This is a genomic window from Leucobacter allii (assembly GCF_022919155.1).
GTDB classification, from domain to species: domain Bacteria; phylum Actinomycetota; class Actinomycetes; order Actinomycetales; family Microbacteriaceae; genus Leucobacter; species Leucobacter allii.
This window is the reverse complement of the sequence record NZ_CP095045.1, coordinates 1,007,537-1,020,930: the sequence shown is the minus strand read 5'-3', so window position 1 is coordinate 1,020,930 and position 13,394 is coordinate 1,007,537. Positions and strand designations below refer to the sequence as shown.

Annotated in this window: 14 protein-coding genes; 7 read left to right on the top strand and 7 right to left on the bottom strand. The window is 73.5% G+C overall.

The features are described from left to right. Positions 1 to 2 precede the first annotated feature (2 nt). Complete coding sequence (moaA, locus tag MUN78_RS04715; protein WP_244729158.1) at positions 3 to 1,148, top strand: GTP 3',8-cyclase MoaA; 1,146 nt, start codon at positions 3 to 5, stop codon at positions 1,146 to 1,148. A gap of 34 nt (positions 1,149 to 1,182) precedes the next feature. Here the strand turns inward: moaA and MUN78_RS04710 are convergent, their stop codons facing one another. Further along, positions 1,183 to 1,602: a molybdenum cofactor biosynthesis protein MoaE gene (locus MUN78_RS04710; RefSeq protein ID WP_244693987.1), complete on the bottom strand. Its 420-nt coding sequence runs from the start codon at positions 1,600 to 1,602 to the stop codon at positions 1,183 to 1,185. A 73-nt stretch (positions 1,603 to 1,675) separates the two neighbouring features. Next, positions 1,676 to 2,932, bottom strand: a complete 1,257-nt coding sequence (locus MUN78_RS04705) for a ThiF family adenylyltransferase (RefSeq protein WP_244729156.1) — start codon at positions 2,930 to 2,932, stop codon at positions 1,676 to 1,678. A 50-nt stretch (positions 2,933 to 2,982) separates the two neighbouring features. Between MUN78_RS04705 and MUN78_RS04700 the strand changes: the two genes are divergently transcribed. From MUN78_RS04700 to MUN78_RS04680, 5 genes are read left to right on the top strand one after another with little or no spacing between them, the layout of a single operon-like run. Further along, positions 2,983 to 3,588: a GNAT family N-acetyltransferase gene (locus tag MUN78_RS04700; RefSeq protein WP_244693381.1), complete on the top strand. Its 606-nt coding sequence runs from the start codon at positions 2,983 to 2,985 to the stop codon at positions 3,586 to 3,588. A 10-nt stretch (positions 3,589 to 3,598) separates the two neighbouring features. Continuing rightward, positions 3,599 to 3,871, top strand: coding sequence for a MoaD/ThiS family protein (locus MUN78_RS04695; RefSeq protein ID WP_244693380.1), 273 nt, complete (start codon positions 3,599 to 3,601; stop codon positions 3,869 to 3,871). After that, the gene (locus MUN78_RS04690) at positions 3,868 to 5,202 is read left to right on the top strand and encodes a molybdopterin molybdotransferase MoeA (protein ID WP_244729154.1); all 1,335 of its coding nucleotides are present in this window, start codon (positions 3,868 to 3,870) and stop codon (positions 5,200 to 5,202) included. Before MUN78_RS04695 ends, MUN78_RS04690 begins: the two co-directional genes overlap by 4 nt. Further along, positions 5,195 to 5,716: a cyclic pyranopterin monophosphate synthase MoaC gene (moaC, locus tag MUN78_RS04685; protein ID WP_283248410.1), complete on the top strand. Its 522-nt coding sequence runs from the start codon at positions 5,195 to 5,197 to the stop codon at positions 5,714 to 5,716. Before MUN78_RS04690 ends, moaC begins: the two co-directional genes overlap by 8 nt. Then, positions 5,713 to 6,264 carry a molybdopterin-binding protein gene (locus tag MUN78_RS04680; protein WP_244729152.1) on the top strand — a complete coding sequence of 184 codons (552 nt, stop codon included), beginning with the start codon at positions 5,713 to 5,715 and terminating at the stop codon, positions 6,262 to 6,264. Before moaC ends, MUN78_RS04680 begins: the two co-directional genes overlap by 4 nt. On the opposite strand, the gene MUN78_RS04675 is transcribed toward MUN78_RS04680, so the two are convergent. Together MUN78_RS04675 and MUN78_RS04670 are read right to left on the bottom strand one after the other, a co-directional pair. Next, positions 6,254 to 7,723, bottom strand: a complete 1,470-nt coding sequence (locus tag MUN78_RS04675) for an NCS2 family permease (RefSeq protein WP_244729150.1) — start codon at positions 7,721 to 7,723, stop codon at positions 6,254 to 6,256. The two genes, MUN78_RS04680 and MUN78_RS04675, sit on opposite strands and share 11 nt — an antisense overlap. A 130-nt stretch (positions 7,724 to 7,853) precedes the next feature. Next, positions 7,854 to 8,225 carry an FKBP-type peptidyl-prolyl cis-trans isomerase gene (locus MUN78_RS04670; RefSeq protein ID WP_244729148.1) on the bottom strand — a complete coding sequence of 124 codons (372 nt, stop codon included), beginning with the start codon at positions 8,223 to 8,225 and terminating at the stop codon, positions 7,854 to 7,856. A gap of 164 nt (positions 8,226 to 8,389) precedes the next feature. On the opposite strand from MUN78_RS04670, the gene MUN78_RS04665 reads away from it, so the two are divergent. Further along, positions 8,390 to 9,247, top strand: coding sequence for a fumarylacetoacetate hydrolase family protein (locus tag MUN78_RS04665; protein ID WP_244693375.1), 858 nt, complete (start codon positions 8,390 to 8,392; stop codon positions 9,245 to 9,247). Positions 9,248 to 9,328: 81 nt separating this feature from the next. Here MUN78_RS04665 and MUN78_RS04660 read toward each other — a convergent pair whose 3' ends face one another. The 3 genes from MUN78_RS04660 to MUN78_RS04650 all read right to left on the bottom strand — a co-directional run bounded on the left by MUN78_RS04660 (position 9,329) and on the right by MUN78_RS04650 (position 13,394). After that, the gene (locus MUN78_RS04660) at positions 9,329 to 10,834 is read right to left on the bottom strand and encodes an aspartate ammonia-lyase (RefSeq protein ID WP_244693374.1); all 1,506 of its coding nucleotides are present in this window, start codon (positions 10,832 to 10,834) and stop codon (positions 9,329 to 9,331) included. 91 nt (positions 10,835 to 10,925) lie between these two features. Beyond that, a complete protein-coding gene (locus MUN78_RS04655) occupies positions 10,926 to 12,440 on the bottom strand; it encodes an MFS transporter (RefSeq protein ID WP_244729147.1) in 1,515 nt (504 codons plus the stop codon). 81 nt (positions 12,441 to 12,521) lie between these two features. Continuing rightward, a complete protein-coding gene (locus MUN78_RS04650; RefSeq protein ID WP_244729144.1) occupies positions 12,522 to 13,394 on the bottom strand; it encodes a M48 family metalloprotease in 873 nt (290 codons plus the stop codon).

Sequence of the window (13,394 nt, the reverse complement as noted above, 5' to 3'; positions counted from 1 at the left end):
GAATGGGAGATCGGGATCGGGTCCCGCCGCGCCCGGGCGACGCTCGGAGCCCCGGACGCGCACGGCGGCTCCCCGCCACCGGGGAGCGCGGGCCGTCCCTCGTCGACGCCCGGGGCCGCGGGCTCCGCGATCTGCGGATCTCGGTCACCGATCGCTGCAACTTCCGCTGCGTCTACTGCATGCCCCGGGAGATCTTCGGCCGCGACCACGTCTTCATGGAGCACGACGAGCTGCTGAGCTTCGACGAGATCGAGCGGGTGGCCGCCGCCGCGGTGTCGCTCGGGGTCGACAAGCTCCGGATCACGGGCGGAGAGCCCCTGCTCCGGCGCGGCATCGAGGAGCTGATCGCGCGTCTCGCGCGTCTGCGCACGCCGGACGGCCGGCGCCCGGACCTCGCGCTCACGACGAACGGCTCCGCGCTGCGGGTGAAGGCGGCGGCGCTGCGCGCCGCGGGTCTCGACCGCGTCACCGTCTCCGTCGACTCGCTCGACGAGGCGCGCTTCCAGGCGATCAACGACGTGCGCTTCCCGCTCGCGCGGGTCTTCGACGGGATCGCGGCCGCGCAGGAGGCCGGGCTCGGCCCGGTGAAGGTGAACGCCGTGATCAAGCGCGGCGTCAACGACGACGAGGTCGTGCCGCTCGCCGAGCGCTTCCGAGGCACGGGGATCGTGCTGCGGTTCATCGAGTTCATGGACGTCGGAGCATCGAACGGCTGGCGCTGGGACGACGTGGTGCCCTCGGCGGAGATCGTCCGGCGCATCGACGCCGTGCGCCCGCTGGAGGCCGTCGCCGGGGCGCGGGAGGGCGAGACCGCGAAGCGCTGGCGGTACCGCGACGGCGCGGGCGAGATCGGCGTGATCTCGAGCGTCACGGGCGCGTTCTGCGGCAGCTGCACGCGGGCGCGCGTCTCCGCGGACGGCACGCTCTACACCTGCCTCTTCGCCTCGCGGGGCGTCGATCTGCGGGAGCTGCTGCGCGGCGGGGCCGCCGCATCGGGCGTTCCGGGCGCCGACGACACGGCCCTCCGCGCCGCGCTCGCGGGGATCTGGGAGCGCCGCGACGACCGGTACTCCGAGCTGCGCGCCGCGCTGCCGCCCGAGGCGACGCGCGATCGCGAGCGGATCGAGATGTCCTACATCGGCGGCTGAACGGGCCGCACGGGCATCGCCGGCGCGTGCCGGGTCAGAGCCCGACCCACTCGCTGACCCCGTCCGCGTAGTGCTGCCGCTTCCAGATCGGCACCTCGCGCTTGATCCGCTCGACGAGGCGCTCGACCGCGTCGAAGGCCTCCGCGCGGTGCGGCGCCGAGGCGGCGGCGACGAGGGCGGCATCGCCGATCCGGAGCGCCCCCACGCGGTGGACGGCGGCGAGCCGCAGCCCGCTCCGCGCGCTCTCGGAGTCGACGCAGTCGGCGATGAACCGCTCGGCGTCGGGATGCGCCCGGTAGTCGAGCGCGCGCACCCCGCGCCCGCCGTCGTGGTCGCGCACGATGCCGTGGAACATCACGACGGCGCCGCACTCCGCCGCCTCGACGGCGTCTCGGACCGCCCGCTCGTCGATCGGCTCCTCCGAGATGCGCGCCAGCCGCTCCGTCGCCGTCATGCCCACGTCCCGTTCCTCCGCGTCCCGCACGTCCCGCTCCTCCGTCCCCGCGTCACCGCGCCCCGTCCCCGCGTCACTGCGCCGCCCCGTCCCCGCCGCGCTCCACGAGCTCCGGCGCGGCCGGGGCGAACGCCGCGATCCCGCCCTCCAGATAGGCGACGTCGACGCCGTCGGCGGCGAGCGCCGCGGCGGCGCGCACCGAACGCGGGTCGCGCTCGCAGTACGCCACGACGAACTCCCCCGCCAGGTGGTCGGGCGCACCGTCCGCCTCTATCCGCTCGACGGGGATCCGCTCGGCCCCGCGCAGACGGCGCTCGGCGAACTCCTCGGCCGTGCGCACGTCGATGAGCCGCACGGGGTCCCCGGCGCGCAGCCGCGCGGCCAGCTCGTATGCGGTGAGCGCCGAGGACCGCCCCGCGGGGCGCGCTTCGGGACCGACGCCGCAGAACGCCGCGTAGTCGACGAGCCCGGTCACCCGCTCCGCCCGCGGGTCGGGCCGCACGCGGAGCTCGCGGGTGCGCGCGGCGAGCGCGTCGTAGAGCAGCACGCGCCCGATGAGCGGTTCGCCGAGGCCCGTGATGAGCTTCAGCGCCTCCGTCGCCATGAGCGAGCCGATCGTGCCGCAGAGGCCGGGCAGCACGCCGCCGCTCGCGCAGTCGAGGACGCTGCCGGGCGCGGGCGGTCGCGGGAAGAGGTCCCGGTAGCCCGCGCCGTGCGCGTGCCAGGCGACCCCGAGCTGTCCGGAGTACTGCAGGATCGCGCCCCACACGAGCGGGATGCCGGTGAGCTCGGCGGCGTCGTTCGCGAGATAGCGGGTCGGGAAGTTGTCGCTGCCGTCGAGCACGAGATCGTAGCCGGCGAGGAGTTCGCGCGCGTTCCCCGAGGTGAGGCGCAGGCGATGCCGGTCGACGCGGATCCCCGGGTCGAGCGCCGCGACGGTCTCCGCGAGCGCGTCGACCTTGGGACGCCCCACGTCCGCGGTGCGGTGGGTGGTCTGGCGGTGCAGATTCGAGAGCTCCACGATGTCGTCGTCGACGATCCCGATCCGCCCCACCCCCGCACCGGCGAGGAACGGTACGCTCGCGCAGCCGAGGCCCCCGGCGCCGATCACGAGCACGCGGGCCCCGGCGAGCCGGCGCTGGGCCTCCTCGCCGAAGCCGGGGAGCGCGAGCTGCCGCCGCGCGCGCCCGCGGGCCGCGGCGGAGAGCTCGGCGACGGGCGCGACGAGCGGCACGGGAGCCGCCGGCCGTCCGGCCGGGCCGGGCGCGGAGGCGTCCCGGCCGGTTCCGATCGGCTCGGCTGCGGGGCCTCCGCCGTCAGTGCTGCGCATACCCACCATTCTATGAGCCGCGTGCCGGACGCCCTGGCTAGCCTGGAGGCATGACCGCGCCCGCCGACACCTCCGCTCCGCACATCCGCGATCTCGACTGGCCGCGCCGCACGGCTCGGCTGCGCCTCCGCCCCGCGGAACTCGCGGACGCGGACGCGCTCTGGCGGCACCGGGGGCTGCCGGAGGTCGGGTACTGGCTGAGCTGGCGCCCCGCCGACCGGGCGGACTGGGACGAGGCCTATGCCGGGAAGCACCGCGATCTGCTCGTCGTCGAGCACGAGGGCCGCCTCATCGGCGACGTCATGGTGCGCGTCGTGGACGGCTGGAGCCAGCGGGAGGTGGCCGAGCGCGCGGCCGGCGTGCAGGCGTCCCTCGGCTGGACGCTCGATCCCGCGGCCGGCGGGCGGGGCTTGGCGACCGAGGCCGTCGAGGCCGTGCTCGAGGCGTGCTTCGACGGGCTCGGCCTGCGCCGCGTCGAAGCCGGCGCCTTCGCCGCGAACGAGCCGTCATGGCGCCTGATGGAGCGGCTCGGGATGCGCCGGGAGGCGACCTCGGTGCAGGAGTCGCTGCACCGGGATCTCGGCTGGATCGACGGGGTGCTGTACGCGCTCCTCGCCGAGGAGTGGCGCGCCCGCCGGGAGGGGTCCGCGCGCTAGCATGGGCGGTATGGCTCCGATCACCGTCAGATACTTCGCCGCGGCGGCCGATGCGGCGGGCCGCGAGGAGGAGCGGTGGAGCTTCGCCGGCCCGGCGTCGCTCGGGGCGCTGCGCGCCGGGCTCGCCGAGCGCTACGGCGACGGCATGCGGCGCGTGCTCGACTCGGGCTCGTTCCTCGTGGACGGCGTCGTCCGCTGCGACGACGGCGAGATCGGCGCCGTCGGCCGGCCCGCGGACGACCCGCTCGTGGTCGACGTGCTGCCGGCCTTCGCGGGCGGATGAGCGGCGCGGACCGGCCCGCCGCGACGACGCCCGCCGAGCACGCGGCGCGCGTCGCGGAGCTCGTCGGCCCCGTGCTCGCGGCGCTCCGCGACGCGGAGCCGGAGCGCCTCGCGGTCGACGACCCGGGGCTTCCCGGCCGGGTGACCGCCACGGAGCTGCGCTCCGGCATCCCGCTGCCGCCCTTCGACAACTCGCAGATGGACGGCTACGCGGTGCGCGTCGCCGACCTCGGGGCCGCGGGCCGGGCCGGGCCGCGTATCCTCCGCATCGGCGCCGCCACCGCCGCAGGCGATCCGCCGATCCCCCACGAGGCCGGTACGGCGGCCCCCGTCATGACCGGCGCCGCGATCCCGATCGGCGCCGACGCGGTGATCCCGATCGAGCAGGCGGATCCGCCGCGCTTCGACGCGCTCCGCCGTCCGGGTCCGGGCGCCGCGGCGGACGTGGAGCCCGGCGGGGCGCCCGGCGCGGCGGACGACGCGCCCTCCGCCCGGGTCGCCTTCGCGACGGTGCCCGAGCCCGGCGCATTCATCCGTCGACGGGGCTCGGACCTGCCCGCGGGCGCCGTGATCCTCCCCGCGGGGACGCGGCTGCGGCCGAGCGGCATCGGTCTGCTCGCGAACGCCGGTGTCGCCGTCGTCCCCGTGCGCCGTCGCCCGCGCGTCCTCCTGGTCTCCACCGGGGACGAGGTGACGGCGCCCGGTGCGCCGCTCGCTCCCGGCCGGGTGTACGACGCGAACGCCCCGCTCCTCGCCGCCGCGCTGCGCGCCGCCGGCGCCGAGGTGACCGCGATCCGCATCGCGGACCGGCCCGAGGCGCTCACCGAGCTCGTGGCCGGGCGCGGCGGGGCGCACGAGCTCCTCGTCACCTCAGGCGGCATCAGCGCGGGGGCCTTCGAGGTGGTGCGCGAGGCGCTCGCACCCGCGGGGGTGGCGTTCTCGGGCATCGCCATGCAGCCGGGCGGTCCGCAGGGCGCGGGCGTCGCGGCGTGCGGCGGCGTGCGGCTCCCGGCGCTCTGCTTCCCGGGGAACCCGGTGAGCTCCGCCGTCTCGGCGGAGCTCTTCCTCCTGCCCCTGCTGCGGCTCCACGCGGGGCTGCCCGCGGGGACCGCCACCGAGCTGCGGCCGCTCGCCCACGACGTCGACTCGCCGCCGCGCAAGCACCAGCTGCGCCGCGGACGCCTCGATGCCGAGGGCCGCGTGGTCCTCACACCGCCGAGCTCGCACCTGCTCGCCGACCTCGCCGCGGCCGAGCTGCTCGCCCACATCCCCCTCGGAGTCGCGCACCTCGCCGCCGGCTCCCCGATCGAGATCCAGAGGTTCGATGTCTGATACGCAGTCCGGGACGCCCGGAGACGATCCGGGGACGGCCGCTCCGGCCGGCCTCACCCACCTGCGCGCCGACGGCAGCGCGCACATGGTCGACGTCACGGACAAGCCCGTGACGAAGCGCACCGCTCGCGCCGAGGCGATCCTCGAGACGCGGGCGGACGTCGTCGATCGCCTCGTCTCGGGCGAGCTGCCCAAGGGCGAGGCGCTCGGAACGGCGCGGGTCGCGGGGATCATGGCGGCCAAGCGCACCCCCGAGCTCATCCCGCTCTGCCATCCGCTGCCGCTGTCGAAGGTGGCGGTCGACTTCGAGACGGAGGCCGAGCGGGTGCGGATCGTCGCCACGGTGACCACCCGCGGCGTGACCGGCGTCGAGATGGAGGCGCTGACGGCCGCGAGCGTCGCGGCGCTCACGCTCTACGACATGATCAAGGCCGTCGACCACCACGCGGTCATCACGGGCACCCGGGTGCTCGCGAAGTCCGGCGGGAAGAGCGGGGACTGGGAGGTCTCGTGAGCGCGGCGGACGGTGCCGACCGGCCGCGCGACGACGAGCGGCGCGCGCGCGTGGTCGTGGCGTCGACGAGCGCGGCGGCCGGGACCGCGGCGGACACGACGGGCCCGATGATCGCCGCCTGGCTGCGCGAGCGAGGGTTCGCGACGCCGGAGCCCCGGGTGGTCGCCGACGGCGCGGACACCGCCGCGGCCGTCCGCGCGGCGCTCGCGGACGCGCCCGAGGTGCTCCTCACGACCGGGGGCACCGGCGTGTCCCCGAGCGACGCGACCCCGGAGGCCGTCGAGCCGCTGCTCGACGTGCGGCTGCCCGGCCTCGTCGAGGAGCTGCGACGACGGGGCGCGGCGGTGCTGCCGAGCGCCCTGCTCACCCGCGGGGTCGCGGGCTTCGCCGGCCGCACCTTCGCGATGACGCTGCCCGGCTCCCCGGGCGGCGTGCGCGACGGGCTCGCGATCCTCGACCCGATCCTCGATCACCTCATCGCGCAGCGCGCGGGCGCGGGCCCGCACGGCCCGCGCGATCCGGCGGCGGGGCGCCCGGTCAGCCGGTGACCCCGAGGAGCGCCTCGAGCGGGCCGCGCGCGAAGAAGACCACGAAGCCGGCGGCGACGATCCACAGCAGCCAGTGGATCCGCCTCGCGCGCCCGCTCAGGGCGTGCACGAGCACCCAGGCGACGAAGCCGGCGCCGATGCCGTTCGCGATCGAGTAGGTCATCGGCATCACGGCGACCGTGAGGAAGACGGGCAGCAGCACCCGGAAGTCGCCGAGGTCGATGTGCCTGATCTGCGCCATCATGAGCGCACCGACGATGACGAGAGCCGCCGCCGCCACCTCGGTGGGGACGATCTGCGTGAGCGGCGTGAAGAACATCGCGAGCAGGAAGACGAGCCCGGTGACCACGTTGGCGAAGCCGGTGCGCGCGCCCTCGCCGATGCCCGCGCCCGACTCGATGAAGACCGTGTTCGACGACGAGGAGGTGAGTCCGCCGGCGATCGCCCCGACGCCCTCGACGACGAGCGCGGACTTCAGCCGCGGGAAGTTGCCCTGCGCGTCCGCGAGCCCCGCCTCCCTGGACAGTCCCGTCATCGTGCCCATCGCGTCGAAGAAGTTCGTGAAGAGCAGCGTGAAGACGAGCATCACGATGGTGACGACGCCGACCCGGCCGAGGTCGAAGCTGACCGCCCCGATGAGGCTGAGATCGGGCACGCCGAACGGCGCCCCCTCGAGCGTGGGCACGGTGAGCCCCCAGCCCCCGGGCTGCTCGGCGGCGGCGCCGAGGTGCCAGATCGACTCGACGATTACCGAGATCACGGTGCCGGCGACGAGCCCGATGAGGAGCCCGCCCTTCACCTTCGCCGCCAGGAGCACGCCCGTGAGGATGAGGGTGACGACGAAGATGAGCGTCGGGACCGTGACGACGGAGCCGCCGATGCCGAGGCCGACGGGCGGCGAGGCGCTGCCCGTGGACGTCACGAAGCCGGAGTTCACGAAGCCGATGAAGGCTATGAACAGGCCGATGCCGACCGTGATCGCGAGCTTGAGCTCGACCGGCACGGCGTCGAAGATCATGCGCCGCAGGCCCGTCGCGGCGAGGAGCACGATGAGGACGCCGTTGATGACGACGAGCGCCATCGCCTCGGGCCAGGTCACCTGCCCGACGACCGAGAACGCGAGGAAGGCGTTGATGCCGAGCCCCGCGGCGAACCCGAAGGGCAGCTTCGAGACGACGCCGAAGAGGATCGTCATGACGCCCGCGGTCAGCGCAGTGACGGCGCTCACCGCGGGGAAGGCGAGGGTGTCGCCCGCGATGTCGGTGCCGCTCGTGAGGATGATCGGGTTGAGGATCACGATGTAGGCCATCGTCACGAAGGTGACGAGCCCGCCGCGGATCTCGGCGCCGAAGGTCGAACCGCGCTCCGTGATGTGGAAGTAGCGGTCGATCGCGCCCGCCGCCCCGCCGCCCGCGGGCCGCTCGGTGCTCGCTCCGGTCTCCTGCTCCGCTGCTGCCATGCCTCTTCCGCTCCTCGGGCTGAGTGTTCGCTGAACAGCAAGAACAGTATCATTCCGGCGCGCCGGAACGCGCGAGCGCCCGCCCGGAGGGACCGGGCGGGCGCTCAGCCGCGGGATCGCGGGGCCGGGATCAGCTCACGCCGAGCAGATCGATGACGAAGATGAGGGTCTTCCCCGAGAGCGGGTGCCCGCCCGAGGTGCCGTAGGCCTGCGCCGGGGGCACGATGAGCTTGCGGCGGCCGCCGACCTTCATGCCGGGGATGCCCAGCTGCCAGCCCTGGATGAGGGCGCGCAGCGGGAAGTTGATGGATTCGCCGCGGCCCCAGGAGGAGTCGAACTCCTCGCCGGAGTCGTACTCGACGCCGAGGTAGTGCACGTCGACGGTGGAGCTCGCGAGCGCCTCCTCGCCGCTGCCCTCCACGAGATCCACGATCTCGAGCTCCGCCGGTGCGGGGCCCTCGGGGAACTCGATCTCGGGCTTCGTCTTCGGTGAATCAGTCATGCCCTCATTCAACACGATGGCGCCGCGCGCGTCGCTCCGAGTTCGCTCAGAGGGAAACGCCGCGCCGGATGCGCCGTTCGTGGGAACCCTCCAATCCGGCGTGCCCGACACGTCAGGAAGCCGCGGAAACGCGCCGCGCTCCCCGGGTCGGATACCCTGGACTTGTGAGATTCGCACATGTCGTCCCGTCCCCCGGTTCATCCCCCGAGCTCGTCGTCGTCGACGGCGACCGCTTCGCCCCCGTGCGCTCGCTCGGAGCCGCGTACGAACGGCTGCAGGACCTCGTGGAGGCGGGGCCCGACGGGCTCGAGGCGCTGCGCGCCGCGCTGCCCGGTGCGGCGTGGTCCCCCCTCGCGGGGGCGAACTGGGCGCCGGCCGTGCTGCGGCCCCCGATCGTGCTGGCCGTCGGGCTGAACTACGACGAGCACGCGAGCGAGCTCAGCCTCGACAACGACTCGGGGCCGGTGCTCTTCTCCCTCTTCCCGAACTCGCTCGGCGCGCACGAGGGCGAGGTGCCCCTCCCCGGGCGGCTCAGCGAGGAGGTCGACTACGAGGGCGAGCTGGGCATCGTCATCGGCCGCGCCGCGAAGGACGTCTCGGAGGAGGAGGCCCTCGACCACGTCTTCGGCTACACCGTCATCAACGACATCACGGCCCGCAACATCCAGTTCCTCGAGCCGCAGTGGTCCCGCTGCAAGTCGTTCGACGGCTTCACCCCGATCGGGCCCGTGGTGGTCACCGCCGACGAGATCCCCGACCCCCAGGCCCTCGCGATCACGACCGACGTCGACGGGCTGCGGGTGCAGGACTCGACGACCGGCTTCATGATCCGCTCCGTGGCGCAGCTCATCGCCTCGCTCTCGCAGTCCACCACGCTGCTCCCCGGCACGGTCATCTCCACGGGCTCCCCCGGCGGCGCGGGCCGCTCGCGCAAACCGCCGCTCTACCTCCGCCCGGGCACGGAGGTCACCGTGACCATCGAGGGCATCGGCGCGCTCACCTCGCACTGCGTCGCGGGCTGAGCCGCCATCGGGCCGCCGGAGACGGCTGAGGGCGGCGGGATCGGTGATCCCCGCCGCCCTCAGCCGTCTCCGGCGCGTGCGCTACTGAGCGTCGCCGGCCGTCGCGGACGGGGCGTCCGGCGACGTCTCGGGGAGCGTCACCGCGGCGTCCGTGATGACGTCGATCACGTCGGTCTCGGGGGCGAGACCCGCGAGCTTCGAGGGCTTCAGGATCTCGTCGAGCTGCGCCTGGTCGAGGAGGCCCCGCGAGGTCACGAGCTCGGAGACCTTCGCGTTGGTGGCGAGCGCCTCCTTCGCGAGCTTCGCGGCCTCCGCGTAGCCGATGACCGGAGCGAGCGCCGTGATGACGGTCACCGAGCGGGAGACGGTGTCCTCGAGGCGCGCCTCGTTCGCGGCGATGCCGTCGACGCAGTTCACGCGCAGCGTCCGGCAGGCGCGCTCGAGCCAGGTGATGGACTGGAAGAGCGAGTGGGCGATGACCGGCTCGAAGGCGTTGAGCTGCAGCTGCCCGGCCTCCACGGCCATCGACACGGTGACGTCCGCCCCCGCGACCGAGTAGGCGACCTGGGTGACGGCCTCGGGGATGACCGGGTTCACCTTGCCCGGCATGATCGAGGAGCCGGCCTGGCGCGCCGGCAGCGTGATCTCGCCGAGCCCGGCCTGCGGGCCGGAGGAGAGCAGCCGGAGGTCGTTCGAGATCTTGGAGAGCTTGAGCGCGCTGCGCTTGAGGGCGCCGGAGAACGTGATGAAGACCCCGGTATCGCTCGTGGACTCCACGAGGTCGCCCGCGGTCACGAGCTCGAGCTCGGTGATCTCGCGGAGGTGCTTGACGACGGCCTCCTTGTAGCCGCGCGGGGCGTTGATGCCGGTGCCGATTGCGGTGGCGCCCATGTTGACCTCGCGCAGCAGCGAGACGGCCTCGCGCAGCCGCTCGATGTCCTCGCGCAGCGTGACGGCGAAGGCGTTGAACTCCTGGCCGAGGGTCATCGGCACCGCGTCCTGCAGCTGCGTGCGGCCGACCTTGATGATGTGCGAGAACTCGCGGCCCTTCGCGGCGAAGGACTCCGCGAGCAGCCCGAGCTCGTCGAGCAGGCTGCCCAGCGAGAAGGCGAGCGCGATCTTGATGGCCGTCGGGTAGGTGTCGTTGGTCGACTGGCTGTGGTTCGTGTGATCGTTCGGGTTGATGAAGGCGTAGTCGCCCTTGGCGTGCCCCGCGAGCTCGAGCGCGCGGTTGGTGATGACCTCGTTCGCGTTCATATTCGTCGAGGTGCCCGCGCCGCCCTGGATGACGCCGACCACGAACTGGTCGTGGAGCATGCCCGTCTTGATCTCCTCGCAGGCGCGATCGATGAGCGTCGCGCGCTGCTCGTCGAGCGCGCCGATCTCGAGGTTCGCCCGCGCGGCGGCCTGCTTCACGCACGCGAAGGCGCGGATGAAGTCCGGGTACACGGAGATGGGCCGGCGTGCGATCGGGAAGTTCTCGTGCGCCCGGGCCGTGTGCACGCCCCAGTACGCGGAAGCGGGGATCTCCACGCTGCCGATCGAGTCCGTTTCGGTTCGCGTCTGGGCTGAGAGGAAATCACTCACCGGGTATCTTGGCTCCAAATCGAATGCTGTGCGGGGACGACCGCTCTGACAGAGACCAGCCTACCCGTCGCCGCGCGCCTCCGGGCGGGCGTCAGCGCATTCTGCGGCCGCCGTCTCCCGGGGCGCCCGGCTCCGCAGGATCGTCTCCGTGCGGGGCTCCGGCACCGGGATCCTGCGACGTCTCCGGGGGCGCCTCCGCGTCGAGGTCGTCAATGCGGATCGCTCCGGTCGCCGATGCCGTCGATCCCTCCTGCGGCACCGACTCGCCGGCGCCGATCGCCGGCCCCCCGCGGCGCAGCACCGAGATCGGCGCCGTCAGGGTCTCGGTCTGCCGTCCCGGATCGTCGCCGCGGCCCGGTCGACCCGCGTGCGTCACCGTGACGCGGAGGCCCCCGCCGCGGTGGAAGCGCAGTCCGCGTTCCACGAACAGCCAGGCGAGGCCGATCCCGAAGGCGAGGAGCCCCGCGATCGCGCTGATCACGAGCGTCGACCGCGGCCCGAGCGCGTCGGCCGCGAGACCCACGAGCGGCGCGCCGATCGGCGTTCCTCCCATGAGGATCGCCATGTAGAGCGCGAGCACCCGACCCCGGACCGCCGGGTCGGACGTCGTCTGCACGAAGCCGTTCGCCGTCGTCAGCATGGTCGAGATCGCGAGCCCGAAGCAGACGAGGGTCGCCGCGAACGTCCAGAAGCTCGGCATCAGCGCCGCCAGCAGGCTCACGAGCCCGATCCCGCCGACCGCGACGATCACCACGCGCATGCGCGCGGAGGGGCGCCGCGCCGCCAGCAGCGCGCCCGAGAGGGACCCGATCGCGAGGATCGAGGAGAGCAGTCCGTAGTCGCTCGCGCCGCGGCCGAACTCGACGGCCATCGTCGAGGAGATCACCGGGAAGTTCATGCTGAACGCGCCCACGAGGAACACCATGACGAAGATGACGAGCAGATCGTGCCGCCGACGCACGTAGCGCACGCCGGCGGAGAGCTGCCGCAGCTGCGACTCGCGGGGGACTCCCGCGGGCTCCGGCGGCTTTCGCGCCGAGATGAGCAGCAGCGCCGCGAGCACCGCGAGGAACGACGCGGCGTTGATGAGGAACACCCATCCGGAGCCGACCACGGCGATGAGCACGCCCGCCACCGCCGGGCCGATGAGCCGCGCGGAGTTGAAGGAGGCGGAGTTCAGCGCGACCGCGTTGGAGAGCTGGGCCGGCCCGACGAGGTCGGAGACGAAGGCCTGCCGCGAGGTGGTGTCGAAGGCGTTGACGAGGCCGAGTCCGAGCGCGAAGGCGTACAGGTGCCACAGCTCCGCCGCGCCGGTGATGAGCAGGAGGCCGAGTCCGGCGGCGAGCAGCATGAGCAGGCTCTGGGTGACCAGCAGCACCCTGCGCCGGTCGAAGCGATCGGCGACCGCGCCGCTGAACGGCACGAGCAGCAGCTGCGGCCCGAACTGGAGCGCCATCGTCACGCCGACGGCGGCGGCGTTGTTCTCGGTCAGCTCCGTGAGCACGACCCAGTTCTGCGTCGTCGACTGCATCCAGGCGCCGATGTTGGAGACGAGCGCCCCGCCGAACCAGATGCGGTAATCGCGCACCGACAGGGAGCGGAACATGCCAGCCACTCGGCGTCCACCCCCTTCGACGGTCCTTCCCAGCCTATCGGGCGAGCGGCGCGCGGCGCGTCCGCTCGGGGTTCAGAACTTCCCGCCCATGTCGAGCAGGCGGCGGATCCGATCGGGGATGGGCGGGTGGGTCGCGAACAGGCGCTGCACCATGCCGGGCTTCAACGGGTCGGCGATCCACAGGTGCGCCATGCTCGACTGCTGCTTCTGCAGCGGCTGACCGAAGGTGGAGAGCTTGTGCAGCGCGCTCGCGAGCGCTTCCGGGTGCCGCGTCGTGAGCGCGCCCGTCGCGTCCGCGAGGTACTCGCGCTGCCGCGAGACGGCGAGTTGCACCATGGTCGCGACGAGCGGCGCGACGAGCATCGCGACGAGCCCGAAGATCATGACGATCGGGTTGGCGTTGTTGTTGCTCCTGCCGAAGAACGCCATGCGCACGAGCACATCCGCGATCATGCCGACGGCGACCACCAGTCCGTAGACGATCATGGACACCCGGATGTCGTAGTTGCGCACGTGTCCGAGCTCGTGGGCCATCACGCCCTCGAGCTCCGCGTCCGTCATGATCTCGAGCAGGCCCGTGGTCGCGGCGACCATCGCGTGCTCGGGGTCGCGCCCGGTCGCGAAGGCGTTCGGCGCCGGGTCGTGCACGAGGTACACCTCCGGCATCGGCGTGCCGGTCGTGATGGCCAGGTTCTCGACGATCCGGTAGAGCCTCGGATGGTCGGCCTCGGTGATCCGCTGCGCGCCGCTCATGGAGATCGCCTGCCGGCCGGCCATGAAGTACTGGAAGACGGCGTAGCCGATCGAGACGGCGACGACGGTGATGACGATGCCGGGCGAGCGGTAGATGGTGGCCGCCAGCCACCCCAGTCCGCCCACGATCCCGAGGAACAGCAGGATGATCAGGACGCTGTTGAGCTTGTTGCGGCGGATCGCGCGGTACAC

What these genes read in the sequence shown, in the direction of transcription:
- MUN78_RS04690 (WP_244729154.1), top strand. Translation starts at nt 3,868, where the DNA reads ATGAGCGGCGCGGACCGGCCCGCCGCGACGACGCCCGCCGAGCACGCG.
- MUN78_RS04675 (WP_244729150.1), bottom strand. Translation starts at nt 7,723, where the DNA reads ATGGCAGCAGCGGAGCAGGAGACCGGAGCGAGCACCGAGCGGCCCGCG.
- MUN78_RS04670 (WP_244729148.1), bottom strand. Translation starts at nt 8,225, where the DNA reads ATGACTGATTCACCGAAGACGAAGCCCGAGATCGAGTTCCCCGAGGGC.
- MUN78_RS04695 (WP_244693380.1), top strand. Translation starts at nt 3,599, where the DNA reads ATGGCTCCGATCACCGTCAGATACTTCGCCGCGGCGGCCGATGCGGCG.
- MUN78_RS04710 (WP_244693987.1), bottom strand. Translation starts at nt 1,602, where the DNA reads ATGACGGCGACGGAGCGGCTGGCGCGCATCTCGGAGGAGCCGATCGAC.
- moaC (WP_283248410.1), top strand. Translation starts at nt 5,195, where the DNA reads ATGTCTGATACGCAGTCCGGGACGCCCGGAGACGATCCGGGGACGGCC.
- MUN78_RS04655 (WP_244729147.1), bottom strand. Translation starts at nt 12,440, where the DNA reads ATGTTCCGCTCCCTGTCGGTGCGCGATTACCGCATCTGGTTCGGCGGG.
- MUN78_RS04700 (WP_244693381.1), top strand. Translation starts at nt 2,983, where the DNA reads ATGACCGCGCCCGCCGACACCTCCGCTCCGCACATCCGCGATCTCGAC.
- moaA (WP_244729158.1), top strand. Translation starts at nt 3, where the DNA reads ATGGGAGATCGGGATCGGGTCCCGCCGCGCCCGGGCGACGCTCGGAGC.
- MUN78_RS04705 (WP_244729156.1), bottom strand. Translation starts at nt 2,932, where the DNA reads ATGCGCAGCACTGACGGCGGAGGCCCCGCAGCCGAGCCGATCGGAACC.